This is a genomic window from Candidatus Accumulibacter phosphatis (assembly GCF_012939955.1).
In the GTDB taxonomy this organism is placed as follows: domain Bacteria; phylum Pseudomonadota; class Gammaproteobacteria; order Burkholderiales; family Rhodocyclaceae; genus Accumulibacter; species Accumulibacter delftensis.
In genome coordinates, this window is the sequence record NZ_SPMY01000005.1 from 1 (window position 1) to 26991 (window position 26991).

Annotated in this window: 29 protein-coding genes and 2 pseudogenes; 14 read left to right on the forward strand and 17 right to left on the reverse strand. The window is 60.8% G+C overall.

Features of this window, described 5'->3' with window-relative positions; translation table 11 throughout:
* The first annotated feature begins 193 nt into the window (after positions 1-193).
* On the forward strand, positions 194-883 hold the full coding sequence (gene plsY / locus E4Q23_RS01400; protein WP_169064980.1) for a glycerol-3-phosphate 1-O-acyltransferase PlsY: 690 nt from the start codon (positions 194-196) through the stop codon (positions 881-883).
* Between the two features lie 3 nt (positions 884-886).
* Here the strand turns inward: plsY and tsaD are convergent, their stop codons facing one another.
* The 3 genes from tsaD to E4Q23_RS01415 all read right to left on the reverse strand — a co-directional run bounded on the left by tsaD (position 887) and on the right by E4Q23_RS01415 (position 4365).
* On the reverse strand, positions 887-1915 hold the full coding sequence (gene tsaD / locus E4Q23_RS01405) for a tRNA (adenosine(37)-N6)-threonylcarbamoyltransferase complex transferase subunit TsaD (protein ID WP_169064981.1): 1029 nt from the start codon (positions 1913-1915) through the stop codon (positions 887-889).
* A 121-nt stretch (positions 1916-2036) separates the two neighbouring features.
* A complete protein-coding gene (locus E4Q23_RS01410) occupies positions 2037-3836 on the reverse strand; it encodes a Na/Pi cotransporter family protein (RefSeq protein WP_169064982.1) in 1800 nt (599 codons plus the stop codon).
* A gap of 28 nt (positions 3837-3864) precedes the next feature.
* Positions 3865-4365 carry a universal stress protein gene (locus tag E4Q23_RS01415; RefSeq protein WP_169064983.1) on the reverse strand — a complete coding sequence of 167 codons (501 nt, stop codon included), beginning with the start codon at positions 4363-4365 and terminating at the stop codon, positions 3865-3867.
* A 670-nt stretch (positions 4366-5035) separates the two neighbouring features.
* Between E4Q23_RS01415 and E4Q23_RS23435 the strand changes: the two are divergent.
* The 11 genes and pseudogenes from E4Q23_RS23435 to E4Q23_RS01465 all read left to right on the forward strand — a co-directional run.
* Positions 5036-5545: pseudogene (locus E4Q23_RS23435) on the forward strand (DUF21 domain-containing protein); the annotation flags it as partial.
* Between the two features lie 66 nt (positions 5546-5611).
* Positions 5612-6184, forward strand: coding sequence for a CBS domain-containing protein (locus E4Q23_RS24465; protein ID WP_272873621.1), 573 nt, complete (start codon positions 5612-5614; stop codon positions 6182-6184).
* A 25-nt stretch (positions 6185-6209) separates the two neighbouring features.
* Positions 6210-6470 carry a hypothetical protein gene (locus E4Q23_RS01425; protein WP_248595179.1) on the forward strand — a complete coding sequence of 87 codons (261 nt, stop codon included), beginning with the start codon at positions 6210-6212 and terminating at the stop codon, positions 6468-6470.
* Between the two features lie 15 nt (positions 6471-6485).
* Complete coding sequence (locus E4Q23_RS01430; protein ID WP_169064986.1) at positions 6486-7760, forward strand: hemolysin family protein; 1275 nt, start codon at positions 6486-6488, stop codon at positions 7758-7760.
* A 315-nt stretch (positions 7761-8075) separates the two neighbouring features.
* Positions 8076-8510, forward strand: a complete 435-nt coding sequence (locus tag E4Q23_RS01435) for an HIT family protein (RefSeq protein ID WP_291998261.1) — start codon at positions 8076-8078, stop codon at positions 8508-8510.
* 66 nt (positions 8511-8576) lie between these two features.
* Positions 8577-9308, forward strand: a complete 732-nt coding sequence (locus E4Q23_RS01440; RefSeq protein ID WP_169064987.1) for a hypothetical protein — start codon at positions 8577-8579, stop codon at positions 9306-9308.
* Positions 9268-10152 carry a hypothetical protein gene (locus tag E4Q23_RS01445; protein WP_169064988.1) on the forward strand — a complete coding sequence of 295 codons (885 nt, stop codon included), beginning with the start codon at positions 9268-9270 and terminating at the stop codon, positions 10150-10152. Before E4Q23_RS01440 ends, E4Q23_RS01445 begins: the two co-directional genes overlap by 41 nt.
* A gap of 156 nt (positions 10153-10308) precedes the next feature.
* Positions 10309-10737: a gamma-butyrobetaine hydroxylase-like domain-containing protein gene (locus E4Q23_RS01450; protein ID WP_169064989.1), complete on the forward strand. Its 429-nt coding sequence runs from the start codon at positions 10309-10311 to the stop codon at positions 10735-10737.
* 32 nt (positions 10738-10769) lie between these two features.
* A complete protein-coding gene (gene ubiE / locus E4Q23_RS01455; RefSeq protein ID WP_169064990.1) occupies positions 10770-11510 on the forward strand; it encodes a bifunctional demethylmenaquinone methyltransferase/2-methoxy-6-polyprenyl-1,4-benzoquinol methylase UbiE in 741 nt (246 codons plus the stop codon).
* Positions 11511-11929: 419 nt separating this feature from the next.
* Entirely contained in the window at positions 11930-12415 is a 486-nt protein-coding gene (locus E4Q23_RS25055; RefSeq protein ID WP_423753289.1) for a Tim44 domain-containing protein, read from the forward strand.
* Between the two features lie 5 nt (positions 12416-12420).
* Positions 12421-13023 (forward strand): ubiquinone biosynthesis accessory factor UbiJ, encoded by a 603-nt coding sequence (locus E4Q23_RS01465; protein WP_169064991.1) that lies wholly within the window; start codon positions 12421-12423, stop codon positions 13021-13023.
* Positions 13024-13116: 93 nt separating this feature from the next.
* Here the strand turns inward: E4Q23_RS01465 and E4Q23_RS01470 are convergent, their stop codons facing one another.
* From E4Q23_RS01470 to mnmG, 14 genes are all read right to left on the reverse strand, one after another.
* Positions 13117-13536 carry a F0F1 ATP synthase subunit epsilon gene (locus E4Q23_RS01470; RefSeq protein WP_169064992.1) on the reverse strand — a complete coding sequence of 140 codons (420 nt, stop codon included), beginning with the start codon at positions 13534-13536 and terminating at the stop codon, positions 13117-13119.
* Between the two features lie 70 nt (positions 13537-13606).
* On the reverse strand, positions 13607-14014 hold the full coding sequence (locus E4Q23_RS23445; protein WP_423753294.1) for a hypothetical protein: 408 nt from the start codon (positions 14012-14014) through the stop codon (positions 13607-13609).
* Positions 13900-14943 carry a F0F1 ATP synthase subunit beta gene (atpD, locus tag E4Q23_RS01475; RefSeq protein WP_248595181.1) on the reverse strand — a complete coding sequence of 348 codons (1044 nt, stop codon included), beginning with the start codon at positions 14941-14943 and terminating at the stop codon, positions 13900-13902. Before atpD ends, E4Q23_RS23445 begins: the two co-directional genes overlap by 115 nt.
* A 110-nt stretch (positions 14944-15053) precedes the next feature.
* A complete protein-coding gene (gene atpG, locus E4Q23_RS01480; RefSeq protein ID WP_169064993.1) occupies positions 15054-15917 on the reverse strand; it encodes a F0F1 ATP synthase subunit gamma in 864 nt (287 codons plus the stop codon).
* A gap of 21 nt (positions 15918-15938) precedes the next feature.
* A complete protein-coding gene (gene atpA, locus E4Q23_RS01485) occupies positions 15939-17477 on the reverse strand; it encodes a F0F1 ATP synthase subunit alpha (RefSeq protein WP_169064994.1) in 1539 nt (512 codons plus the stop codon).
* A gap of 10 nt (positions 17478-17487) precedes the next feature.
* Entirely contained in the window at positions 17488-18024 is a 537-nt protein-coding gene (locus tag E4Q23_RS01490) for a F0F1 ATP synthase subunit delta (protein WP_169064995.1), read from the reverse strand.
* A gap of 4 nt (positions 18025-18028) precedes the next feature.
* Positions 18029-18499 carry a F0F1 ATP synthase subunit B gene (locus tag E4Q23_RS01495; protein WP_169064996.1) on the reverse strand — a complete coding sequence of 157 codons (471 nt, stop codon included), beginning with the start codon at positions 18497-18499 and terminating at the stop codon, positions 18029-18031.
* A gap of 40 nt (positions 18500-18539) precedes the next feature.
* Positions 18540-18791 carry a F0F1 ATP synthase subunit C gene (gene atpE, locus E4Q23_RS01500; RefSeq protein ID WP_043562738.1) on the reverse strand — a complete coding sequence of 84 codons (252 nt, stop codon included), beginning with the start codon at positions 18789-18791 and terminating at the stop codon, positions 18540-18542.
* Between the two features lie 107 nt (positions 18792-18898).
* Positions 18899-19669, reverse strand: coding sequence for a F0F1 ATP synthase subunit A (gene atpB, locus E4Q23_RS01505; protein WP_169064997.1), 771 nt, complete (start codon positions 19667-19669; stop codon positions 18899-18901).
* Between the two features lie 18 nt (positions 19670-19687).
* Complete coding sequence (locus E4Q23_RS01510) at positions 19688-20110, reverse strand: ATP synthase subunit I (protein WP_211203585.1); 423 nt, start codon at positions 20108-20110, stop codon at positions 19688-19690.
* A gap of 85 nt (positions 20111-20195) precedes the next feature.
* The gene (locus E4Q23_RS01515) at positions 20196-21035 is read right to left on the reverse strand and encodes a ParB/RepB/Spo0J family partition protein (protein WP_169064999.1); all 840 of its coding nucleotides are present in this window, start codon (positions 21033-21035) and stop codon (positions 20196-20198) included.
* 2 nt (positions 21036-21037) lie between these two features.
* The gene (locus tag E4Q23_RS01520) at positions 21038-21841 is read right to left on the reverse strand and encodes a ParA family protein (RefSeq protein ID WP_169065000.1); all 804 of its coding nucleotides are present in this window, start codon (positions 21839-21841) and stop codon (positions 21038-21040) included.
* Between the two features lie 12 nt (positions 21842-21853).
* Complete coding sequence (rsmG, locus tag E4Q23_RS01525; protein ID WP_169065001.1) at positions 21854-22489, reverse strand: 16S rRNA (guanine(527)-N(7))-methyltransferase RsmG; 636 nt, start codon at positions 22487-22489, stop codon at positions 21854-21856.
* Positions 22489-24411, reverse strand: coding sequence for a tRNA uridine-5-carboxymethylaminomethyl(34) synthesis enzyme MnmG (mnmG, locus tag E4Q23_RS01530; RefSeq protein WP_169065002.1), 1923 nt, complete (start codon positions 24409-24411; stop codon positions 22489-22491). The genes rsmG and mnmG overlap by 1 nt, the downstream gene beginning before the upstream one ends.
* 238 nt (positions 24412-24649) lie before the next feature.
* On the opposite strand from mnmG, the pseudogene ahpC reads away from it, so the two are divergent.
* Both ahpC and ahpF read left to right on the forward strand, forming a co-directional pair.
* A pseudogene (ahpC, locus tag E4Q23_RS01535) lies at positions 24650-25212 on the forward strand (alkyl hydroperoxide reductase subunit C).
* Positions 25213-25352: 140 nt separating this feature from the next.
* Positions 25353-26903 carry an alkyl hydroperoxide reductase subunit F gene (gene ahpF / locus E4Q23_RS01540; RefSeq protein ID WP_169065003.1) on the forward strand — a complete coding sequence of 517 codons (1551 nt, stop codon included), beginning with the start codon at positions 25353-25355 and terminating at the stop codon, positions 26901-26903.
* Positions 26904-26991 lie beyond the last annotated feature (88 nt).

Consider the following 26991-nt stretch of genomic DNA (forward strand, 5'->3'; position numbering starts at 1 on the left):
GTGGAAGCGCGAAGCGCGTCAATGAAAATGATGTCCATGCGGCGTGGCGTCAGGTCGGTGTAGAATCCCGGGCTGGTCGCGCAGTCTGCCGCGCGACGAGGAGTGTGCGCATTCTAACCCAGAGCCACGCCGACCATCTGAGCAAGCGAGCAGCCAAGCCGCCACCGACCGTCCGACGACCCACTTTACCCCTATGCCGCCCTCCCTGCTTACCGCCCTTGCCGTCCTGGCTGCCTATCTGCTGGGGTCGATCTCCTTCGCACTGGTCGCCAGTCGCCTGTTCGGCCTCGCCGACCCGCGCAGCTATGGCTCGAAGAACCCCGGTGCGACGAACGTCCTGCGCAGTGGCCACAAGGGTGCGGCGATATTCACCCTGATCGGCGATGCCGGCAAGGGCTGGCTGGCAGTCTTTCTTGCCAGCCACTATGCGGCGCAGTATGGTCTGCCCGACTACACCCTTGGAGTGGTCGCGCTGGCGGTTTTTTTTGGTCACCTGTACCCCGTTTTCCTCCGCTTCAAGGGCGGCAAGGGCGTTGCCACGGCAGCCGGCGTCCTGCTGGCGATCAACCTCTGGCTGGGCCTGGCGACGCTGGGCACCTGGCTGTTCATCGCCTTGATCTCGCGCTACTCGTCACTGGCGGCGCTGATGGCGGCTGCGGCAGCACCCGTTTTCGCCATTCTCGCTTGGGGCAAGGATGGCATCGTCCTGGCCATCGGCATCATTTCGATGACGCTGATCGGCAAGCACTGGCCGAACCTGCAGCGCCTGATGGCTGGCAACGAGCCGAAAATTGGCGGCAGGACGCAAACGCCGGCCAGCGACACCACGTCAGTGAAAGCAGCGAAGCCAGTGAAACCAACGCGATCAAAGAGCCCGCGTTAGGCGCTAAACGCCATGCAGCGGCCAGCGTGGCCGCACGGCAAAAGCGCCGGCCACTTTTCCGGCCATGTCGGAATTGGCGCTCTGCAAACGCAAGGCACCGGCCAGGGCGATCATCGCGCCGTTGTCGGTACAGAATTCGAGTTCTGGGTAAAAGACCGCGATTCCGGCCTTCCCGGCGCGCGCGTCGAGCTGGCGGCGCAGTTCACGGTTGGCGCCGACGCCGCCGGCGACAACCAATTGCTTGAGACCGCTCAAGGCCACCGCGCGCAGCGCCTTGCTGACCAGCACTTCGACGATCGCATCCTGGAAACCACGCGCAATATCCGCCCGCTGCTGCTCGCTGATCGTCGCCAGCTCGCGGACCTTGGTCAGCACCGCGGTCTTCAAGCCGCTGAAGCTGAAATTCAGATCAGCGGACTTGAGCATCGGGCGCGGCAACTTCACCACATCCGGGCGACCCCGTTCGGCCAGCTCGGCCAGCGCCGGCCCCCCCGGGTAAGCCAGGCCGAGCAGCTTGGCGGTCTTGTCGAAGGCCTCGCCAGCCGCGTCGTCGAGGGTTTCTCCCAGCAACTCGTACTCGCCGACAGCGGTAACGCGCATCAATTGGCTGTGGCCGCCCGAAACCAGCAAAGCGACAAAGGGAAAACGCGGCGGCCTGCGCGACAGTAGTGGCGACAACAGATGGCCCTCGAGATGGTGGACCGGCACGCTTGGCCGCTCGAGCGCCGTCGCCAGCGCTTCGGCAAAGGCCGCACCGACCAGCAAGGCGCCCGCCAGACCCGGTCCCTGAGTGTAGGCAACGGCGTCGATGTCGGTCAGCGAGCGGCCGCTGTCGGCAAGAACCTGGCGCAGCAAGGGTACGACGCGCCGGATATGATCGCGCGAGGCGAGTTCTGGCACCACGCCGCCGTAGGCCTGGTGCATGGGTACCTGCGAGTGCAGGGCGTGCGCGAGCAGGGCGCCGCCAGCAGAGGTGCTGTACAGCGCCATACCCGTTTCGTCGCAAGAGGATTCGATTCCAAGAACCAGCATCGCGCCATTCTACCGCGGCCGGCCGACACGGTTTCATGAGTGCTCGCCGGCACGCGTAAGCAGAGGACAAAAAAAAAGCCCTTGCCCAACAAACGGGCAAGGGCTTTGCGAGCAACGAGCACTAGTTGCGTTGCTGCAGAACCGTCGGCAACACGGTCTTGGCCATGCGCTTGGCGAAGTAGTAGATACGCTTCTGTTTCTCGATGATCTCCACTTCCAGCGTGTAGGCCAGGATGCGATTGGGCTCCTCCGCCACCAGCCGGCGAGCCTCGTGAGTGGCGGCGGAGTCGGCGATTCGGTTGATCTCGTCCTTCATCCCGGTGACTATCTGTGCGGAGCGCTCGTTGCTCTGCGCAACCGCCATCACCGCCGCCGCAACGGCCTTGCTGATGGCCGCCTGGAAGCCATTGAGCACTCCCTGGGTCTGTTCGCTGACCTGGATCTTGTCCTTGATGCGGTCATGCCCCAGCGCTACCAGGTTGGTTTCGACGATATCGCCGATGTTCTCCAGGTTGCTCACCGCTTCCATCAGTTGCATCAGCTCCTTGGTCTGTTCTTCAAGCAGCGGCTGCCGGCTGATCTTGGCCAGGTAGTCGAGGATGCCAGCGTGCAGGATATCGACCGTGTCGTCCATCTGGCGTATTTCCTCGAGCGCCTTGATATCGCCCTTGATGATCGCCGGCATGATCCCCTTCAACATCGCGTTGACGGTTTCGCCCATGTGCATGACTTCCATGCGCACGCTGTCCAGGGCCAGCGTCGGCGTGGTCAGCAGCTCCTCCTGCAGGAACTTGGTGCGTACGATCATCGCCTCCTCCTCGAGCGGCTTGTCAGGCACCAGCCACTCCGCCGCGCGTGCGATATAGGTGGTGAACCAGATGAAGATGCAGCCATTGGCGACGTTGAAGAAGGTGTGTGCGTTGGCGATCTGGCGCGGTGTCTCCGCTGCGAGCAGCTCTATGCCGCTGAGCCCCGGATAGACCGGCGACATGGCGACGGCCACGTCCCTGATAACGGAGACAAACGGCAGCCACATCAGGACGCCGGTAGTCGCGAGACCGGTATGCACGATGGCGCAGCGCACGGCTTCCCGCGGCTTGCCGATGGCGGCCAGCATTGCCGTCACGCAGGTGCCGATGTTGGCACCCATGACCAGCGGGACACCGGCATCCAGGCTGATAAAGCCCTGCGACGCCATGACGATGATAATCGCCGTGGTTGCCGAAGAGGACTGGATGATCCCGGTAAAGATAGCCGAGACGAGCACCGCGAGAAGCGGGTTGGTCATCGTCTGCATCAAGTCGAGGAAGGGCTGGTAGCTGCGCAGCGGGTGCATTGCCTCACCCATCACGTGCATGCCGAAGAACACCAGGCCGAGGCCCATGAGCATGCCGCCATAGGCCTTGATCTTCTCGTTCTTGGAGACAAAGAGCATGCCAAAGCCGATGGCGACCATCGCCAACGCCGCCTTGGTGATCTTGAAGGCGACAATCTGTCCGGTAATCGTGGTGCCGATCTTGGCACCGATGATCACTCCGACCGACTGTGGCAACGACATCAGCCCTGCCGAAATGAAGCCGACCAGGAGTACGGTGGTCACCGACGACGACTGGATCACCGCCGTAACCACGGCGCCGGTTCCAACGCCCGCGAACCGATTGACGGTCAGCTTGGCGAGGATGCTCTTCATGCGCTCGCCGGCCACCGCTTTCAGCCCTGTTTCCATCTGCGTCATGCCGTAGAGGAAGAGCGCCAGGCCGCCGAGCAGCTCCATGGTCATGCCGCCCCAGTTCATGCCGGCATCGCTCGCCGTCGCGGCCAGCGCCGGCCAGGCGATGACGCCGAGCAGCGCGCCGACGATGCCTAGCGCAACCGTCGCCCCGGTAGTTGTCTGGGATTGTTTCAGATAAGCGTCGAGCATAGCTTAAGTCTCCTCCGGTCGTTACGACTCAGTGTTTTGCTTGTTCTTTGACGATGGTCACCGGCAGCTTGGCAAGGCCAAGAACCTGCTCGGCCACGGATCCCAGCAGCAGGTGCCGCAGGCCCGTCGCGCCTTTGCTGCCCATGACGATCATCCGGGCCTTCTCCTTCTCTACGACCTGGAGAATGCGCGTCACCGGAATACCTGTCACCAGCAGGATTTCTGCGCTGTGCAGTGCTTTCCGCTCGGGGTGCCTCTTCTGCACTTTGGCCATGAACTCATCGAGCATCTCGGCAGCGATATCGGCGATTCTGGTCAGCGTCTTTTTGCTGGCCATGCGCGCGTAGTAGCCGGGCATGTTCTGTGGATCGTGGACCACATGCAGAACCACGAGCCTGGCCCCCAGGCCAGCAGCAAAATCGCTGGCCAGCAGCAGCGCAGCCTCGGAATGCGGGGAGAAATCGACAGGCACGAGAATCGGCCCCTGGGCGGAGTCCTGCGGGTGTGAATCGTGTTTCTTGTCAGTCATGCGGCAAAAAGTCCTCTTCTGGTGGAAACTGACTTGCGCAGTCAGTCGCCGAATGAAATTCAGACCGAGAAAGCCGAGCAAGCCGACATCTCGTCACGAGCTTTCGGCCCCCGCCGCCGCCCCCTCGACAGCCGCTCCTGGGGCAATAGGTCACGGGCGAGCGCCCGACTGATAAATAACTGAAGGCTTCACTGAGAATGCTTTTTGTAGGCGCTCTGCGGCCAAGCAGACGCAAGAATACTATAGGTTGTTGCCACATATCGTGTTTTTTGTGCGTTTTTTTTCCCGCCAAATGCGCACGCTTGGCGGCGGGGCGCTGCCGACGAGACGGCGTGCAGTCACACGCTGGCAAACTGCTGGCGGCGGCGCGCCAAACGACGCTAAAGCTCGGAACAAGCGGTGTTTTCCCGGGAAAAGGCTTGTTTCAACACCGTATTGCGCCTATCCTTGCGGCTTGCGCGTTCCCCGCATCGTCTCGGCTGCCAGTCGGTCGGTCGAAGGGTAGTGCACTGCGATCCGGCTCGCCAAATGGCGATCTATGCTGGCCAACAAATCCTGGGACGGGGGCATTTCATGGACTGGTTGAGGGAAACCGTCGACTTGATCAATCTGTCGGAAATCGATTGGGAACTGACCATTCGAATTCTGATTCAGTGCATTCTGTTCTCCTTTTCGGCGTTTTTTCTCCGGCTCCGAGACCGCACTTTTCTCGCTTAGTCGCATTGATCTGCAGAAATTGCGCAATTCGCGCAGCCCGCATTCCGAAAGCATCCATGCGATGCTCGACGAGCCGCGGCGACTGATCGTCTCGCTGCTCTGCGGCAATGAGTTGGTCAACATTGCGGCAGCCGCCAACATGACCATGATCCTGGTCACAGTGTTTGGCGAGAAGGATGCCGGCTGGATCAACATCGTCGTCATGGTGCCGCTGCTACTGCTCTTCGGCGAGGTGACGCCGAAAACCATCGCCGTCAATGCGCCGGTAAAGTTCGCCACCAAGCTGTCAGCGCGTTTCCTGCCCAAGTGGATCTTCATTGTCACCCCCTTGCGTGACGTGGTACGGCTGGTTGCCGACCGCGTCACCACCTTCGTCGTCGGCGAACACGTCGATCGCGAGAACATCCTCAAGCCCGACGAGTTACGCACCCTGATGGCCGACAGCGAGGAAACCGGGGTCATCGAAGCCTCTGAGCGAGTGCTCATCGACAAGGTCCTCGAGTCCGCGGAAACCGACGTGGCGCGAATCATGACGCCGGGACCGCGCATCCGCTTTCTCGACGCCGATCTGCCGATTGCGGAATTGATCGAGCGCTTCCGTGGCTATCGCCATCCGCGCGTTCCCGTCTACCGGGGCCACTGGGACAACGTGATCGGTTTCCTGCACGCCGAAGATCTGCTGCGCCGGGTGCGTGTCGATGGCGATATCGCGAAGATCGAACTGCCCGAGATTCTGAAGCCCGCGCATTTTGTCCCACCCACCAAGAAAGTCGACGAGATGCTGGAATATTTCCAGCGCTTCAACACCCGCGCCGCGGTGGTCATTGGCGAGTACGGCGAGGTCCTGGGTATCGTTACCATCAAGGACGTAATGACTTTCATCTTTGGCGAGATTTCCGGGAAGATGAGAGGACAGGAGCATTACCAGCAGGAAGGCAACAACAGCTTTACCGTCCCGGGCTACATGCGCCTCGCCGATTTCCGCACGCTCACCAACTTTGACATCGACGACCCGCTGATGAACACCATCGGTGGCGTTGCACTGGTACTTTTTTGGCCGCCTGCCGCGGGTCGGCGAGAAGATATTCAGTGCCGACTATGAGCTCACGGTGAAGGAAGTGAGCGGCATGCGCATCACCAAAGTGCGCGTCTCGTTTGGACGTACGCAGGAGGAAGATGGCAGCTCTGCTCCGGCAGAACCGCTGGACATGGAAAGCCTCGCCGATGCAACGTCGAACGAATCACCAGCCGATCAGGAACAGGAGTCGCTGGACGAATACGAGGACGAGTTGTTGCGAGAAGCCAGAGACGAGGATTCCGAGACCGCTGACGATCAGCCAGCGGAGAACGACAAGCCGGTAGATCAAACCACGGCCGCGACAAACTAGGCGAGGAGAAGAAGAATGGACGGGGTTTCGATGGACGTAGTCTTTCAACTGCTGATCATCCTGTTTTTTCTATTGCTGAAGGGGTTTTTCTCGGGTTCCGAGCTAGCAATGGTCAATGCCGACAAGATCCATCTTCGCCATCAGGCACGCCTGGGTGACCCGGGAGCGAAGCTGGTGCTGGAGCTGTTTCGGACACCCGATGTCATGCTCGGAACGACACTGGTCGGGACCAACATTGCCACGGTGACCATCACCACCATGGGCACACTGATGTTCATCGACCTGCTGGGAGAGTCCGGTGACCTGGTCTCGGTGCTGGTGTTCACGCCCTTCCTGCTGATTTTTGGCGAGATCGTTCCGAAGAGTATCTGCCAGCAAAAGTCCGACTGGATCGTCACCAAGATCATTTACGGGCTGCGCTTCTTCTCGTTCGTGTTCTATCCGGTGATCTTCGTCTTCAGCCGCGTCGCACGTTTTGCGGCGCGCCTTTTCGGCGGAGCATCATCTGGGCAAATTGGCTTTATCACCAAGGACGAGTTGCGCGTTTTGCTCGATCTCTCGGAAACGCCCGCCGACGGCGGTGGAGCCACCAATAAGCAGCGCATTCGGCGCATTTTTCGCTTCGCCGACACCACGGTCGGTGAAGTGATGACGCCGCTGGCCGAAGTCATTGGCTTCAGCGAGCGGCGCGGCATGGACGAAGCGGTCAGTCGAGTCTGGGAGCACGGCTTCAATCGTCTGCCCGTCTTTCGCGGCAACATCACCAACGTCACCGGCGTGATGACCCTGACTACCTGGGACCTGTTGCTGCCGGACATTGACAAGCGTCCAACGGGTGACTTCATTCGCCCGGCGCTCTACCTCTCTCCGAAGCAGACCATCGATCAGGTCCTGCCCATGCTGCGGGGGCGCAACGACCACATGGCGATCATCGTGGACGAGTTCGGCTCGGCGGTCGGCATCCTGACCATGGAAGACATTTTCGAAGAGGTCGTCGGAACGGTCGACTCGGGCTACGACTTCGACAACATGAAGCCACCACGGGTCGTCATCGAGTCGGAGAACGACGATCGACATCTGGTCGGCGGCCGAGCCCCGATCTCGGAACTCAACGACTCGCTACGGCTGAATCTGCCTGTTGGCGAAGCGCACACCCTCGCCGGTTTCCTGATCAGCCGTCTGCGCCACATTCCCCTGGTCGGGGACAGTGTCGAAGAGCGAGGCCATCGCTACACGGTCATCGAAGCCGATGCGCGCACCGTCACCAAGGTGCGCGTCGAACGTTTGTAAGCTTCTCCCGGCGAGGCGAGAAGCGAGTTTCGTCAGTCGCTGATGCGAGGTGCACGATAAGCCGGTAGCACCAACGCTACCCCGGCTTGCCCACGGTCACTTGCCGCACTTCACGCCAGCGGTGAGCGTGGCCCACCGTCCGGGATGTAGGCCTCCTGCGCCGATTCTCCCGTTCCTGCTGTCGGAAGCGAACTGCGTTTCCCGAGACTTTGTCTCGCGCTCCGTGACCTATTTCCTCTCGCGTTCTACCGTACAAGCCTATCGTCTCGGTCAACGGGGCGCATTGGCGCCAACCGGTCAACAAGGAGGCAGGAAGTGAGTGAAGGCGGTCTGGAGAAATGCGAGCTATGCGACTCACCAGGTGGGGAAATAATCTGGGAGAACGGTATCTGTCGCGTGGTGATGGTCGCAGACGCGGACTATCCAGGTTTCTGCCGGGTGATCCTGAACCGCCATCTCCGCGAGATGACCGACCTGCCGCACAAGGAAAGAATGCAGCTAATGACGGTGGTTTTTGCCGTCGAAAGCGCAATGCGCCGCCTTTACCAGCCGGACAAGGTCAATCTGGCGAGCCTGGGCAATATGACGCCACACGTGCATTGGCACCTGATTCCTCGTTGGCAGGACGACCGGCATTTCCCACAGCCCATCTGGGCGCCAACACAGCGGGCGAGAGCTGCCACGCAGCGCCAGCAGGTCAATGCCCGGCAGCTGGGCGACCAGATCATCGCCGCCCTACGTACCACTTAGATCGCAGCTTGCAGTCAGCAAAGAGGCAACATCATGAGCGCAGTTCTCACCACAACCAGAGCCACCATGAAAATTTCGGACCTCCAAACGGGTTTCAGAATTCTCTCGCGCCTGCCTTTGGCCAACTCACATCAAGCTCAGTTGGAGATCAACAACTTCCTGGATAGCATGCTGCAGGCACCGCCACCGGCCGACGTCTACCTGCAACTCCTCGAACAGACCCGGATTTCCCTGTGTTTCATCGAGGAACAGCTGGCCCGCGAGTACACCGGCAAGGCCTTGCCACTGAACGACCTGGAGGAAGCCGCTTTTCGGCAGGTGGTCGCGACCTGGCTCAAGGCCTCGCACGCCTACGCGCATTGCGCGCAGTTGCAGGCCGCTGACGACGGCGAGAACGAGGCCGACCGGCTGGCACTGATCCTGCATCGCTGCATCTACTACACCGGGATGGCGATCACCGAACATCATCGCGCCCGTCGGCAACTGCCGCATGGGATATGGTTGAACCTGCACGGCTTCTATGCCAGTGCCGAGGAATGGGGGGGTGGCGACGCTGGCGGTGCCAGACTCCCTGGACCCGCTGGGGCGCAGCACACACTGCACCGCCGCATTCGCCACTCAGCTACTAACCGAGCTTGCCGGCCCGTACAGTCTCAGTGTGCGGCAACTCGGCGTGGTTCGACGCTGGGCGGGCAACTGGGCGCCACTGCTGACCGTCCATCCGGTGCTGCCCGGGGAAACCCTTCCAGCCACGGCCGTGGACCTGATGAAGGATGCCGGCCTGCGGCCCACCAGTGAGTGCCGGCAACCAGAAAACATCCGTCGTATCGACAGCACTCGTCTGGCGCTGCAGGTCAAGCAGACCATGAAGCAACTGCAGGAGAAGATTGCACCGTCACAGCTCGGTCTCGGGGAGGACAGCACCGCCAGCCAGTGCCTGCAGCTGCTTAAGGACCTGGCCAGGCCGTGGTCCTTCCTGCGCGCGGCGCGCCATTTCCGCCGCCACCTGAGCTCAGGAACGGCGAAGGTGTGCACCGGCTTTGCCGGCGTGCACTATGCCATCTCGGGGACAGAGTTCAGCCAACCCGAAAGTGCGCACCATTATTCTCGCGAGGAGTTCGACAGCCTGTTCACCTTCCGTCACGGGCTGGACCCGACGCAGCGGCTGGAAGTTCGCAAGACCCAGCTGGGCTTTGCGGCCGACGATTGGGAGCTACTTGACGAGAGTGCCAATGGTTTCCGTTTGCTACGCTCGACCGCTGGACGCCGCTTGGCACCCGATCAGTTGCTGTCGATTTGCCCACAGGACGGCGGCTCGCATTTGCTGGCACGGGTGGTGTGGTTGATGCAGGAGCAAGACGGTGGCCTGATGGCCGGCATTTCTGCGCTTCCTGGCAAACCCCAGGCAGTGGCCGCACGGCCGCTGGCGCGCGAGGCGGGACACGCCGAACTTTATCGCCGCGCCTTCATTTTGCCGGCGGTTGCCGCCATCGCTGCCGAGCAAAGCCTGGTCATTCCACGAGGGTGGTTCTACTCCGGGCGGCAGCTGGAAATCCACCTCGATGGCGTTTGGCGAGTGAAGTTGGACCGCGTTATCACCTCCGGCGAGGATTTTGACCAAGTGAGCTTTTCAGTCACCTGAACGCTGCCGGGGCGCCCACCCCGGGTCGCCATGGAACTTGCTGCGCACAAGGGTCCTTCGCCGCACTGCCGCCGCGCCGGCAAGGCTTGCTGCCAAGCGCTTCCCTGCGGCAGTTTTGCGCTATCATGGCTGGCCCGACTGTGTGTAGAGGCATCCATGGCTGGCTTGGACGAGACCACGAAGATTCCGACCGAAATCAAACTGCATCAGAAGTCCCGCATCCTGGAGCTTGTTTTTCCCGACGACGAGCGTTTCGAGCTCAGCTACGAGTTCCTGCGCGTGTTTACCCCATCCGCCGAGGCGCGTGGCCACGGCCCGGGCCAGGAAGTCCTGCAAGTGGGCAAGCGTGAAGTCGGGATCGAGCGCATCGAGGCGGTCGGCAACTACGCCATCCGACCCATTTTCTCAGACGGTCACGACAGTGGCCTCTATTCCTGGGACGTGCTCTACCAACTCGGCAGCCAAAAGGAAGAACTCTGGGCGCACTATCTGGCCCGCTTGGCGACGGCTGGCGCCAGCCGGGAGCCGGGGCAAGCGCCTGCGCTGCCCGCCAAGGCCCCGACGGGCAGCTGCGGCAAGCGTTAATCCATGTGAGCTTATTTCTTTGAGTTGGAACGATGGACGATAGAAGCACGACCCATTTCGGCTTTGAGGAAGTCGCCGAAGGCGAGAAGGCGCAGCGCGTTGCGGATGTTTTCGACTCGGTGGCACAACGGTACGACCTGATGAATGATGTCATGTCGGGGGGCTTGCATCGCCTGTGGAAAGCCTTTGCCATCGCCAAGAGTGGCGTCCGCGAAAACTTCCGGGTGCTCGACGTGGCCGGGGGCACCGGCGACTTGGCCCTGGCTTTCGCCAAAAAACTGCGCGGTAGCGGAGAGGTCTGGCTGACCGATATCAACAACGCCATGCTCACGCGCGGCCGCGACCGTCTGTATGATCGCGGCGCCCTGGTCCGCGTCACTCAATGCGATGCCGAGAGCTTGCCGTATCCCGACGACTACTTCGACTGCGTGACGGTTGCCTTTGGCCTACGCAATATGACGCACAAGGGTCTCGCGCTGGGCGAAATGCGCCGCGTCCTGCGACCGGGCGGTCGCCTGCTGGTGCTGGAGTTCTCGCAGGTCTGGAAGCCGCTGGCGCCAGCCTATGACTTCTACTCGTTTAAGGTCATCCCACGCCTCGGCCAGCTGATCACTCGGGACGAGGCGAGCTACCGCTATCTTGCGGAATCGATTCGAGTCCATCCTGACCAGGAGGGCCTGAAAGGCTTGATGGAACAGGCAGGGCTCGAACGTGTCGAATACTTCAATTTGGCGCTGGGCGTTGTTGCCCTGCATCGTGGTTTCAAGTTCTGATGAGGAGAGAATCGTGAAGAAATTGTTTCTAGCTTTGGCTGTGTGCGCCTGTAGTTTCGGCCTGATGGTCGAGGACGCCGAGGCACGTCGCTTCGGAGGCGGCAGCTCGATGGGCATGCAGCGCCAGGCCACGCCTCAGAAGGCCGCTCCAGCTCCGACGAATGCAGCGTCACCCGCCGCCGCTGCACCCAAGCGCAATTGGATGGGCCCCTTGGCTGGACTCGCTGCCGGCTTGGGCATAGCGGCACTCTTGTCGCATTTTGGTTTGGGTGAAGGAATGGCCAACTTGCTGATGATCGCGCTACTGGCGATGGCGGCGTTTTTTCGTCTTCAAGCTGCTGTTTCGTCGCAAGGCTGCGTCGGCGGCAGGTGCTGGCCAGAGACCATTGGGCTACGCAGGCGCAGGCGCTACAACGGAAGTGCCCGCGCCCGCGCAGCGCTTTGACGCGCGCCAGGAACTCGCTGGCGGCGGCCAGCCGGGGCCGAGTTTCGGCGCTGCCGAGAAGCTGTCGGCGCAAGCACCAACGAAGATTCCGGCGGATTTCGACGTGGCCGGTTTTCTACGCGTCGCCAAGCTGAATTTCGTTCGCCTGCAAGCGGCCAATGACGCTGGAAATATGGAGGATATCCGCGAGTTTGTCAGCCCCGAAGTTTTTGCCGAGATCAAGCTGCAGATGGGTGAACGGCACGAGGCGAACCAGCAGACAGACGTGGTGACAGTCGATGCCGAGCTGCTCGAGCTAGTTACCGAGGGAACCCGCCATATAGCCAGCGTGCGTATGAACGGCATGATTCGCGAGGAGGCCGATACAGCAGCCGTAGCGTTTGACGAAGTGTGGAACCTGTCCAAACCGGTCGACGGATCTGGCGGTTGGGTGGTTGCCGGTATCCAGCAAGTTTCCTGAAGAGCATGTGGAGCAAGCCGCCGCTTGCGGTCCTCAATCACATTTTGACGGGTGAAGACTGGGCGCGTGCGCGTCTGGCCCGCTTTGCCGGGCTGACGGCGCGAGTCCAATTCGCCAACATGCTCCTGCAGTTCACGATACTGGAGTCCGGCTTGTTGGCCGTAGCCGAAACGTCGGCACCCGTGGCGGTCAGCATTCGGCTGCCCGATGACGCGCCGCTGAGGGCGCTGACCGATCGCCCGTCACTGTTTTCATCGGTGACCATTTCAGGCTCGGTGGATCTGGCAGAGACGCTCGCTTTCGTTTTCCGGAACCTGCGTTGGGATGTCGAGCAGGATTTGTCAGAACTGCTAGGCGACATCGTCGCCCGGAGAGCCGTGCGGCTGGCAAGAGGACTGGCGCAATGGCAGGTTCGAGGCGCGAGGAATCTCGCATTTGGCCTGGCGGAGTACCTGACCGAAGAAGAGAAAGCCATTGCCCCGCGCCGCGAGCTTGAAGCTTTCTGTACAGAGGTCGACGCGCTTCGCGACGATTTCGCGCGCATCGAGAAGAGGCTTGGACGGATCGAACTGCGTTGCCGCGAGCCCGGGCGTACCTCCCTGAGTTGAGCCCCAGAAATTAAGCCCGCCCCCCAAAAAAAAAAGCAGCCTGAGCTGCTTTTTTTTTGCCTTGCGAATGTCGGCGCCAGCATGAACTCTGCTTCAGCGCGGCCGCAGTCTCTTGATCGCCGCCAACTGGGCAACTGCCTGCGCCAGTTCAGCTTCCGCTGCGGCCAGACCAACGTCCGAGGTATGATTCTGCAACAGTTCCTCGGCATGGCGCTTGGCTTCGACCGCCTTGGCCTCATCGAGGTCAGCGGCACGCACCGCGGTGTCGGCCAATACGGTAATCAGCGCCGGCTGCACTTCGAGCATCCCGCCGGACACATAGACCAGTTCGTATTCCTCGCGATCCGGAATCTTGAGGCGCACGGTGCCCGGCTTGATGCGCGTCAGCAACGGCGTGTGACGCGGATAGATGCCGAGTTCGCCGGACTCGCCTGGAAATACCGCGAAGTCGGTCTGGCCGGAAAAAATCAACTCCTCCGCACTGACAACGTCGACGTGTACTCTGAGTGACATGATGTTCTTCCCTTGCTGAGTCGCTTTCGCACCCGAAAGCAGCGCGAAAACGACGTTCTCTTGGCCCGCTCTAGAGCGTCTTGGCTTTCTCGAGCACTTCTTCGATACCGCCAACCATGTAAAATGCCTGCTCAGGGATGTTGTCGCATTCGCCGTCGACAATCATCTTGAAGCCCTTGAGGGTGTCCTTGAGCGGGACATACTTGCCCGGAGAGCCGGTAAAGACCTCGGCAACACTGAACGGTTGCGACAGGAAGCGTTGAATCTTGCGCGCCCGATGGACGGCCAGCTTGTCTTCCGGCGACAATTCGTCCATTCCGAGAATGGCGATGATGTCACGCAATTCCTTGTATTTCTGGAGAGTCATCTGCACGGCGCGAGCAACGTTGTAATGCTCTTCGCCAACGACCTGCGGATCGAGCTGACGCGAAGTCGAGTCAAGCGGGTCGACGGCCGGGTAGATACCCAGCGATGCGATATCACGCGAGAGAACGACTGTTGAGTCGAGGTGCTGGAAGGTCGTCGCCGGGAGAGGGGTCGGTCAGGTCGGTCGGCGGGCACATAGACGGCCTGAATCGAGGTGATCGAGCCCACTTTTGTCGACGCGATACGTTCCTGGAGGCGGCCCATTTCTTCGGCCAGCGTCGGCTGATAGCCGACTGCAGACGGCATCCGGCCGAGCAGCGCCGACACTTCGGTACCCGCCAGCGTGTAACGGTAGATGTTATCGACAAAGAAGAGAATATCGCGCCCATCGTCGCGAAAGCGCTCGGCCATGGTCAGCCCGGTCAAAGCCACGCGCAGGCGGTTGCCCGGCGGCTCGTTCATCTGGCCGAACACCATCGCCACCTTGTCAAGAACATTGGACTCCTTCATCTCATGGTAGAAGTCGTTGCCCTCGCGAGTCCGTTCACCGACACCGGCGAATACGGAAAGGCCCGCATGTTGCTTGGCGATGTTGTTGATCAGTTCCATCATGTTGACGGTCTTGCCGACGCCGGCGCCCCCGAACAGGCCAACCTTACCGCCCTTGGCAAAGGGACAGACGAGATCGATAACCTTAATCCCGGTTTCCAGCAGATCGACGGATGGCGACAATTCGTCAAACTTGGGTGCCAACTGGTGAATCTCGCGCCGCTCGTCGGTGCCAATGGGCCCGGCTTCGTCGATCGGCCGCCCGAGAACGTTCATGATGCGGCCGATCGTGGCGTCACCGACCGGCACGGAAATGCCGGCACCAGTATCGTTGACCTTCATGCCACGGCGGAGTCCATCGGAAGAGCCCATGGCAATGGTGCGCACGATACCGTCACCCAGTTGTTGCTGGACTTCGAACACTAGGTCGGCTTCGCACATCTCCGACTCTTCGGCCTTGTCGAGCTGGAGGGCGTTGTAGATGTGCGGCATGGCGTCACGTGGGAACTGGACGTCCACCACGGCGCCGATACACTGAACAATGTTTCCTTGATTCATGGTTGTATCCCTAATCAATAAACTAACTATCGCGTGGTCAGGCGTCAGACAGCCGCTGCGCCGGCGCAAATCTCTGATATCTCTTGCGTAATTGCGGCCTGGCGAGCCTTGTTGTACACCAGCTTGAGTTCACCGATAACGTTCTTGGCGTTATCCGTAGCGGACTTCATGGCCACCATGCGTGCACTTTGTTCGGAAGCCATGTTCTCGGCAACGGCCTGGTAGATCATCGCCTCTACATAACGCACCAGCAGGTCGTCAATGACCGTCTTGGCATCAGGTTCGTAGATATAATCCCAGCGATTCTCTCCACCACCGACGAGGTCGCCAGACAGCGGCAGCAACTGATAGAGTATTGGTTCCTGTTTCATGGTGTTGATGAACTGCGTGCAACCGATGTACAGGACGTCAATCTCGCCTTTGATGTAGGCGTCGAGCTGAACCTTGACCGGGCCAATGAGTTTTTCCAGGTGCGGCGTGTCGCCGAGCCCGGTCAGCTGCGATACGATGTCGGCCCCAGCACGCTGCATGAAACCCAGACCCTTGCTACCGATCGTCGTTACCCGCAGTTTCTTGCCTTCGGCATTCCACTCTTTCATCTTTCCGAGAGCAAGACGCAAAAGGTTGGTGTTCAGACCGCCGCACAGTCCCTTGTCGGAGGTGATGGTGATCAAGCCGATGGCTTTCACATCCTCACGGACCGTCAGGAAGGGATGGCGATAGTCGGTCAAGGCGTGCGAGAGGTTGCCCGCTACCTGGCGAATTTTCTCGCCGTAAGGGCGAGCCGCTCGCATCCTGTCCTGCGCCTTGCGCATTTTTGATGCGGCGACCATCTGCATGGCCTTGGTAATCTTGGCCGTGCTCTCGATACTCTTGATCTTGTTGCGGATTTCCTTGCCGCTAGCCATGGCAACCTCCTCGATCGATCATCAGGCCAGGGTGGCCTTGAACGCCTCAATCGCCTTGGTGAGCTTTTGCTCAGCGTCAGCGTCGAGGTCCTGTGTTGTGGCGATCTTGCTGATGAGGTCAGCGTGTTTCTGCTCAATGTAGCTCTGCATCTGCTTCTCGACCGCCAGCGCGTCCTTCACCGCAACATCATCGAAAAAGCCCTTGTTCACCGCCAGGAGGGTCACCGCCATCTGGGCAATCGACATTGGCGAGTACTGAGGCTGCTTCATCAGTTCGGTCACCAGACGTCCACGATCGAGCTGTTTGCGCGTCGCTTCGTCCAGGTCAGAGGCGAACTGCGAGAAGGCGGCGAGCTCGCGGTACTGAGCGAGGGCCAGACGAATATGGCTACCGAGCTTCTTGATGACTTTGGTCTGGGCAGCACCACCCACGCGGGAGACGGAGATACCGGCATCCATGGCAGGGCGAACACCGGCATTGAAGAGGTCGGTGTCAAGGAAGATCTGTCCGTCGGTAATCGAGATGACGTTGGTCGGAACGAAGGCAGAAACGTCGCCGGCCTGGGTCTCGATGATCGGCAGGGCGGTAAGCGAGCCGGTCTTGCCGGTGACTTCGCCGTTGGTAAACTTCTCAACCCATTCTTCGGAAACGCGAGCCGCACGCTCAAGCAAGCGTGAGTGCAGGTAAAACACGTCGCCCGGGTAGGCTTCACGTCCTGGCGGGCGGCGCAGCAGCAATGACACCTGGCGATAGGCCCAGGCCTGCTTGGTCAAGTCGTCGTAAATGATCAGCGCATCCTGGCCACGATCCCGGAAGTACTCGCCCATGGTGCACCCCGAGTACGGTGCGATGTACTGCAGGGCGGCAGTTTCCGAGGCTGTGGCGGCAACGACAGTGGTGTACTCCATCGCTCCGTTCTCTTCGAGTTTGCGGACGACAGTGGCGACGGTCGAGGCCTTCTGACCGACAGCAACGTAGATGCAGATAAGGTTCTGGCCTTTCTGGTTGATGATCGTATCAATGGCTACCGCGGTCTTGCCGGTTTGCCGGTCACCAATGATCAGCTCGCGCTGACCGCGACCAACCGGAACCATGGCATCGATCGACTTCAGGCCGGTCTGCACCGGCTGCGAAACCGATTTACGCCAGATCACCCCGGGCGCCACTTTCTCGATCTTGTCGGTCAGCTTGTTGTTGATCGGGCCCTTGCCGTCGATCGGCTGACCAAGCGAGTTCACCACCCGGCCAAGGAGTTCGGGACCGACCGGCACTTCGAGGATGCGTCCGGTGGTCTTGACCGTGTCGCCCTCACTGATCTGCTCGTACTCACCGAGGACCACCGCGCCAACCGAGTCGCGGTCGAGGTTCAGGGCCATGCCGAAGATATTGCCCGGAAATTCGAGCATTTCTCCCTGCATGACGTCGGTAAGGCCATAGATGCGGCAGATGCCGTCGGTCACCGAAACAACGGTGCCCTGGGTGCGCAGATCGGCGCTGATATCAAGATTCTCGATCTTGCTCTTGATCAGTTCGCTGATTTCTGAAGGATTCAACTGCATGGAAATTCTCCTAGTTCTTGAGCGCCAACCGCAGGCTCTCCAATTTTCCGCGCACGGAAGTGTCGAGGACCTGGTCGCCAACCACAATCTTTACGCCGCCGATCAATGATTGATCAACGACCACGTCGGCAGTCAGCCGGGTCTTGAAGCGTGCTTCGAGGTCCTCGATCAGCGCCTTGCGCTGCTTCTCGTTGACCGGAAAAGCGCTATAGATCGTCGCTTCCTTGACGCCCTCCTGGCTGGCCTTGAGGCTCTCGAACAGGTGCGCGATTTCCGGCAGGGCAGAAAGCCGCTCATTGGCAGCAAGAACGTCGATCAGATTGGCTTCGCTGCCCACAAGCGCCTCGCCAGCCAGCGACTTGAAGAGCTCGCTTTTCTGCGCGGCAGACAGTTCCGGGTTGCCGATGCATGAACGCATCTGACTATCCCCGGCTATTGCGGACAGCAGCGACAAGCGCTCGGACCAAGCTGGCAGCGTGTTTTCGTCCAACGCGACGCGGAAAACCGCCTCAGCGTAGGGACGCGCGATGGTAGCGAGTTCGGCCATGGTCTTATAGTTCCTGCTTCAGGGCGGCTAGCATGTCGGCGTGCCCCTTGGCGTCGACTTCGCGCTTCAGGATGCGCTCGGCACCGGCAACCGCGAGATCGGCAACTTTGCCGCGCAGCTCGGCTCTGGCCTGCTCGACCTGCTGAGCAATCTCCGCCTGTGCGGACGCGACCACCTTGTCGGCTTCGACTTTTGCAGCCAGCTTCGCCTCTTCAATCACCTGCAAGGCGCGCTTTTCGGCGGCGACGACTATTTCAGCCGACTTCACCTTGGCTTCACGCAGGGAATCGGCCGAACGCTTCGAGGCCAGCTCGAGCTCATGCCTCCCACGCTCACCGGCGGCAAGCCCGTCGGCAATCAGTGCCTGGCGATCAGCAATCGCCTTTTGCAGCGGCGGCCAGACGTACTTCATGGTGATCCAGATGAAGACGCCGAACCAGACCGCCTCGCCAAATAACGTTGCGTTGATATTCACGCTAACCTCCTTTTAGGGGTGAGTCAGAAAGGAGAAGCGATCAGCCCTTGACGACGGCGATGAAAGGGTTCGCAAAGAGCATGAATAGGGCGATACCAACGCCGATCATGGTCACCGCGTCGAGCAGACCGGCAACGATGAACATCTTGACCTGCAGAGTGGGGATCATTTCCGGCTGGCGAGCGGCTCCTTCGAGGAAGCGGCCACCGAGAATACCAAACCCGATGGCGGTACCCAGGGCACCTGCCCCGATCAGGATGGCGACGGCGATGGCGGTGTTACCAAGCAACATTGACAGAGCGGCTTCCATTGGTGGTTCTCCTAACAAAAAAATGCTAAATGGATTAAACAAGGACGACGTGAAGCGGACAGCGCATCAAAACACCCGGTGTTCGCCCACTAACCGTGGGACTCGCTGGCCATCGACAGATAAACAATGGTCAACATCATGAACACGAAGGCCTGCAGGGTGATGATCAGGATGTGGAACAAGGCCCAGGGCAGTGCCAGCGGCAACTGCCAGACGCCGAGCAAGGCGATCAGGATGAAGACCATCTCGCCAGCGTACATGTTGCCGAACAAACGCAGCGAGAGAGAGATCGGCTTGGCGATGTCTTCAATGACGCGGAAGAGAATATTGACAGGCGCCAGTTTGATGCCAAAAGGTACGGCGACGACTTCGTGGAAAAAGCCACCCGCGCCTTTCACCTTGATGCCCATGACGATCATGATCGCAAACACGCTCAGGGACATGGCGAAAGTCAGATTCGGATCGGTTGTCGGCACCACCTTGAGGTAGTGAATGCCGAAGACGCCGAGAATCAGGGGCAGGAAGTCGACCGGGATCAGGTCCATGGCATTCATCAGGAAAACCCAGACGAAAATGGTAATCGCCAGCGGCGTGACCAGCGGACTTCTGCCGTGATAAGTATCCTTGACCTGCTGATCAACAAAAGTCACCAGAATTTCGATAAAACTCTGCAGCGGGCCGGGAACGCCGGAGCTCGCCTGCTTGGCGACCTTGGCCATGCCGAGAAAAGCGACCAGTCCGATAATCCCGGAAACGAACAAGGTATCCAGGTGAAGCGTCCAGAAGCCTTCACCAACCGTGTTGTTGGTCAGGTGGTGGACGATGTATGCACTGGTCGTTAATGCTTCGCCTGAAGCCATGTTTTTTCCCCTGTTTGACTAGTGCTGCTTGAGCAGCGCCATCCAATAAACAACAATTGTTGCGGCATAAGCCAGGAAGAGCGGCAAGGCGACGAGCTGTGCATAGCTTTTGAAAACCAGGCCAAACAGTAGAAGGGTGACCGCAAACTTATACCCTTCGGCGGCAACCTGAGAATTGAACGCCTTTTTCGCATCAGCAGCTGCCGTTCCCGCTGGCCGCAAACCTCGCCACACATAAGCCAAGGCGCTGGCAATCGCAATGCCACCACCAAGCGCCGCAGAAACGGCCGCATCAGTCCCCGCAACAAGGCCCGCTATCGCCGCAGCCACCAGGGTGACGATCACCTGACAGCGGAAAAACCAGCGAACCTGAGGATGCACGACCAGCCCCTCCAAAACACAGGCAGGATACCAGACTCCTATAGAGGAATCAAACCGCATGTGCAAGAAAGTTCCCTTTCCTTGGCAAACTCTGCCTTGCAGGCAGGTTCCGAGAGCTGCAATAATGCATCTTTGCTGCGCCGCATCAATGGCGTAGCCGCTGCAGGATTCCTTCCAGCTGATCCAGGTCGCCGAACTCGATCAGCACCTTGCCGGCGCCGCGCTGGTTGGCGCGAATGGCCACCTGCGCCCCGAGCAAATCGGCCAGCTCATCCTGCAAACGCAGCACATCACGATCCGGCTTGGGCGGCTCCTGCTCTTTCGGCGGCCGCAGCGCGTATTGTACGAGGCGCTCGGTTTCGCGCACCGATAGTCCTTTCTGCACCACGCGTTGCGCCAGCTGAACCTGCAGTGCGCCGGCCAGGGGGAGAAGTGCGCGCGCATGCCCCATGTCCACTTCGCCGCGCATCAGAAGCTCCTGCACGGGTGGCGCCAGTTGCAACAGACGCAGCAGGTTTGATGCCGCCGGCCGCGAACGACCCACGGCGTCGGCCGCCTGCTGATGGGTCATCGCAAACTCGTCGATCAGTCGCTGCAGGCCGAGCGCTTCTTCCAGCGGGTTGAGGTTTTCGCGCTGGATGTTCTCGATCAAGGCCATCGCCAGCGCCGCTTCATCGGGAATCTCCCGGATCAAGGCTGACACTTCGCTGAGGCCGGCCATCTGCGCCGCCCGCCAGCGTCGCTCGCCAGCGATGATTTCGTAGCGCTCGTCGCTCACCGGGCGGACCAGGATCGGCTGCATCAAGCCCTGCATCCGGATCGACGCGGCCAGTTCTTCGAGCGAGGCGCTGTCCATGTGCGTGCGCGGCTGATACTTGCCGGGCTGGATGTCAGCCAGAGGCACGCTGCGCAGCTGCTCCTTGTTCTGCGCATCGTTACCAGCCAGCAAAGCGTCGAGACCGCGGCCCAAACCCTTCAGTTTCATGACTAGACTCCCAGTCCCGCGGTCGTTGCACCGGCGCGCGCCGTGCCGGCGCGGCGGTCGAGAATCTCCTGCGCCAGCAGCAGATAGGCCTGCGCGCCCTTGGAACTGCGGTCGAAGGCAATTACCGGCTTGCCGTAGGACGGCGCCTCGGCAAGGCGCACGTTGCGCGGGATGATGGTGCGATAGACTTTTTCGCCAAAGTGTTCTTCGAGTTCGTTCGACACCTGCTGCGTCAAGGTCGAGCGTGGGTCGAACATGGTCCGTAGCAGCCCTTCGATCTCGAGCCTCGGATTGAGATTGGCGCGGATTTTCTTCAGCGTCGCGACGAGATCAGTCAGGCCTTCCAGCGCGTAATACTCGCACTGCATTGGAATCATCACCGTATCCGCGGCCACCAAACCATTGACGGTCAGCATATTCAAGGCCGGCGGGCAGTCCATGAGAATGAAGTCATAGTCCGCGCGAACGCTGGCGAGCGCGTCGCGTAAACGATATTCGCGCTGCCCAAGATCAATCAGGTCGATCTCGGCACCGGCCAGTTCGCGGTTCGCCGGTAGCAGGTCGAAGCCGAAGTCACTGCTCAAGCGGGTCTCCGCGGCCGTCGAGCGACCGATCAGTACCTGATAGACGGTGGGCATGGCACCGCGCTTGACGACGCCGCAGCCGGTGGTCGCATTGCCCTGCGGATCGAGATCGATGAGCAGCACGCGCTGCCCACATTCGGCCAGACAGGCCGAAAGGTTAACGGCGGTCGTGGTTTTTCCAACGCCACCTTTCTGGTTGGTTACCGCGAGTATTCTTGCCAAATCGACTCCCCCTCAATGCCCGGCGGCACGACTGCTGATCCGCACCAGATGCCGCTCGCCGGTGACCCCCGGCACTTCCAGACGGTGTATCGCGTCGACCACGACGTCGGCGGGCAAACGCGCGACCTCGGCCTGCGGGCAGACGCCTTTCATGGCCAACCAGTGACCACCCGCTTGCAGCAGGTGGCGCGACAACCTGATCAGCTCGGCGAGATCGGCAAAGGCGCGCGCGGTGATCATCGCGAACGCCATCGCCGGCCGATAGGCCTCGACCCGCCCACAGTGTACGGCAATATTCGCCAGTTCCAGCTCAATCGCCGCCTGGCGCAGAAAGGCGCCCTTCTTCGAATTGCTGTCGAGCAGGACGACGCTCAGCTCGGGGCGGGCGATGGCCAGTGGAATTCCGGGCATGCCACCGCCACTGCCAACGTCAAGCAGGCTCTCGCCACGCAGGAAAGGGAGCACCGCCAGCGAATCAAGCAGGTGATGGCTGACCGTCAGCGCCGAATTCGGGACCGCGGTCAAGCGGTAGGTCCGGTTCCATTTCTCTAGCAGCGCGGTGTAAGCCAGCAATTTGTTCTGCGCAGGCGTTGACAGCTCGACGCCGAGATCCTGCAAGCCCTGCTGGAGTTGGTCCGCGGCGCTCATCAGCTGCCGGCGGCGGCGGCACGCTGGCGCTGCGCGTCCAACTCGCCGCGTTTCAGACAAACCGTCAGGATCGAGATCGCAGCCGGCGTCATGCCCTGGATTCGCGACGCCTGGCCAAGCGTCTGCGGCCGCTGCAGGGACAGCTTCTGCTGCACCTCGCGTGATAGGCCGGGGATGTCGCTGAAATCGAAGTTGGCCGGAAAACAGCGCTCTTCATTGGCCAGGCTCCTGGCCACTTCTTCCTGCTGACGTTCGATGTAGCCCTGGTATTTGGCCTGGATTTCGACCTGTTCGATGACCTGCGGATCGCTCAAGCCAGCGTCAGCCGAAACCTCGCCAAGGCGCAGGCTCATCAAGGCCCGGTAGCTCACATCCGGGCGGCGCAAAAGATCGTGCAGGCTGTACTCGTGCTCAAGTTCCCGGCCAACGACGCGCAAGGCCTCGCCGTCGGCGAGCTTTCCCGGTTGTACCCAGGTCGCTTTCAAGCGCTCCTGCTCGCCGGCAATCGCGTCGCGCTTTTTGCAAAAAGCCGTCCAACGCCGATCGTCCACCAGTCCCAGGCGGCGACCATGTTCGGTGAGGCGCATATCGGCGTTGTCCTCGCGCAGCGACAAGCGGTACTCGGCACGGCTGGTGAACATGCGGTAGGGTTCCGAGACGCCGCGGGTAATCAGGTCGTCGACCAGGACGCCGAGATAGGCTTCGTCACGACGCGGCGTCCACGGTGCCTCCTCCTGTGCCAACAGGGCGGCGTTGGCGCCGGCCAACAGGCCCTGCGCCGCGGCTTCCTCGTAACCGGTGGTGCCGTTGATCTGGCCGGCGAAGAACAACCCGCCGATGGCCTTGGTTTCCAGGGAGGCCTTGAGCGCGCGCGGATCGAAGTAGTCGTATTCGATGGCATAGCCGGGGCGCAGGATATGCGCGCTCTCCAGGCCACGGATCGAGCGCACGATCGCCAACTGCACGTCGAAGGGCAGACTGGTCGAGATCCCGTTGGGATAGATTTCGTGCGTGTGCAGGCCTTCCGGCTCGAGGAAGATGTTGTGGCTGTCCTTACCGGCGAAACGATGAATCTTGTCTTCGATCGAAGGACAGTAGCGCGGACCAATACCTTCGATGACGCCGGTGTACATCGGCGAGCGATCCAGATTGGCGCGGATGATGTCGTGCGTGCCGGAATTGGTGCTGGTAATCCAGCACGGCAGTTGCTGTGGGTGCTGCGCCGCGTCACCAAGAAAGGAGAAAACCGGCCGCGGCTGATCCGAATGTTGTTCGACCATCACCGAAAAATCGATGCTCCGCCCGTCGAGCCGCGGCGGCGTGCCGGTCTTGAGTCGCCCGACCGGCAATTCCAGCTCGCGCAGCCGTGTCGCCAGCGAAACCGCCGGTGGGTCACCCATGCGGCCGCCAACCATGTTCGACATGCCGACGTGAATCAGGCCGTTAAGAAAAGTGCCGGTGGTCAGGACCACCGCTGGCGCCGCAAAGCGCACGCCGAGCTGGGTCACCACTCCGGCCACGCGATTGCCTTCGACGATCAGATCGTCACAGGCCTGCGCGAAAATCGTTAAATTCGGCTGATTCTCCAGGCGGCGACGAATCGCCTGCCGGTAGAGGACGCGGTCGGCCTGCGCGCGCGTCGCACGCACCGCCGGACCCTTGCTCGAATTCAGCGTCCGAAACTGGATACCCGCCTCATCGGTGGCCTCGGCCATCGCCCCGCCCAAGGCGTCGACCTCTTTGACCAGATGCCCTTTGCCGATGCCGCCGATCGACGGATTGCAGCTCATCGCGCCCAGGGTGTCGAGGTTGTGGGTCAGCAGCAGAGTCTTCACTCCCATGCGCGCCGCGGCCAGCGCCGCCTCGGTGCCGGCATGGCCGCCACCGACGACAATCACCTCGAAACGGTCAGGAAAGAGCATGGGCAGTCGGATCTTCCTCGCAGAGAGGCCTGCGCAAAATAGCGGAATTCTACTGCAGTTCGCTGAAAAATAACAGGTTTCAACAAACTCTCCAGCGCTGCGTGAGAGCTCGCCACGGGGCGAATATAGCGTTTGGCTATGAGTCGCATTGCGAGAATCAATTGGAACAATGCTGGCGAATCCTCTACCATGAACCCGTCGATTCAGTTTTTTCACCCCACCCGAAGGAGAGCTCAAGATGTCCTTGATCAATACCGAAATCAAACCATTCAAAGCAACGGCTTTTCACAACGGCAAGTTTGGCCCCGTCACTGACGCCGATCTGAAGGGCAAGTGGTCGGTGGTCTTCTTCTACCCGGCTGACTTTACCTTCGTCTGTCCAACCGAACTCGGCGACCTGGCCGATGAGTACGCATCGTTTCAGAAGCTGGGCCTCGAAGTGTACGCGGTGTCCACCGATACGCACTTCACGCACAAGGCGTGGCACGACACTTCCGAGACCATCAAGAAAATCACTTACCCGATGGTCGGGGACCCCACCGGGGCAATCACCCGCAACTTCGAAGTAATGATCGAAGAGGAAGGCCTGGCGCTGCGCGGCACTTTCGTCATAAACCCCGAAGGGTCATCAAGATCTGTGAAATCCACGACCTGGGGATCGGTCGTGACGCCAAAGAACTGCTGCGCAAGGTACAGGCTGCCCAGTACGTGGCCAGCCATCCGGGTGAAGTCTGCCCGGCCAAGTGGACACCCGGCGACGCGACGCTCTCTCCGTCACTCGACCTGGTCGGCAAAATCTAGAAGCCTTTGCTCATTCGCGCTGCCTGTACTGCGAGGCAGCGCGAGCCCGGGTCCCAATGCAAAGGGGCCGCGAAGCAATGCTTGGCGGCCCCTTTGCATTGGGGGCCCTTTTTCAAACCACTCGACAAGGAAGCGCTTACATGCTCGACGCCAACATCAAGACTCAACTCGCTGCCTACCTGCAAAAACTGCAGCGACCGATCGAATTGCTCGCCTCGCTGGACAGCAGTCAATCCGCCCGCGAGATGCTGGCCCTGCTGCAGGAAATTGCCGCGCTGTCCGAGCAGGTGAGCCTCCGGGAAGACGGCAACGCGGCCCGCAAACCCTCGTTCGCGGTCGGCCTGGCTGGCGAAGAAGCACGCATCAGCTTTGCTGGTATCCCGATGGGGCACGAATTCACGTCGCTGGTTCTAGCCCTGCTGCATGTCGGGGGTCATCCGCCGAAGGCCGACGCCAGTGTGATCGAGGGAATTCGCGCCATTCCCGGCAAATTCCATTTCGAAACCTTCATTTCGCTTTCCTGCCACAACTGCCCGGACGTGGTGCAGGCGCTGAACCTGATGGCCGTCAGCAACCCCGGCATCAGCCACCAGATGATCGACGGAGCACTGTTCCAGGACGAGGTCAGCGCGCGCCAGATCATGGGTGTGCCGACGGTCTTTCTCAACGGCGAGCAGTTCGGCCAGGGCCGCATGGCCCTGGAAGAGATCGTCGCCAAGATCGATTCCGGCGCGGCGCAGCGCGGCGCAGAGAAAATCAACGCTCGCGAGCCCTTCGACGTACTCATCGTCGGTGGCGGCCCGGCTGGCGCCGCGGCGGCGATTTACGCGGCACGCAAAGGCATTCGCACGGGCGTGGTCAGCGAGCGCTTCGGTGGCCAGGTCCTCGATACCCTGGCCATTGAAAACTTCGTCTCGGTGAAGGCAACCGATGGTCCGAAGCTCGCCGTCGCGCTCGAAGAGCACGTCAAGGAGTACGACGTAGATATCATGGATCTGCAGCGTACCGAGGCGCTGCTGCCACAGGCGGTCGACGGCCTGACCGAACTACGCCTGGCCAGTGGTGCGACCCTGCGCAGCAAGACGGTGATCCTCGCCACCGGTGCCCGCTGGCGCGAGATCAACGTTCCTGGCGAGAAGGAGTATCGGGGTCATGGTGTCGCCTACTGTCCGCACTGCGACGGGCCGCTGTTCAAGGGCAAGCGAGTGGCGGTGATCGGTGGCGGCAACTCCGGCGTGGAAGCGGCCATCGACCTCGCCGGTATCGTTGGCCACGTCACCTTGCTCGAATTCGAGGCCAGCCTGCGGGCCGACGCCGTGCTGCAGAAGAAGCTTTTCAGTCTCGGCAACGTCGATGTGATCACCGAGGCGCTGACCACCGAAGTAGCCGGGGACGGCCAGAAAGTCGACGGCCTGCTGTACACCGATCGCGCCAGCGGTGAAAAGCGACGTATCGACCTCGCCGGCATCTTCGTACAGATCGGCCTGCTACCGAACAGCGAGTGGCTCAAGGGCACACTCGAACTGTCTGCGCACGGTGAGATCGAGATCGACGCCCGCTGTGCGACTTCGCTGCCCGGTGTTTTTGCCGCCGGCGACGTGACCACCGTGCCCTACAAACAAATAGTTATCGCCATGGGCGAAGGCACGAAAGCTGCGCTTAGCGCCTTCGATTATCTGATCCGCAGCTAACGGTCATGACAATCGAGACACCCCAGATCATGAAAGTCATGACCGTTTTTCCCTCCACTTGCAGTGCGGATTCCGGCTTGCACGCCGG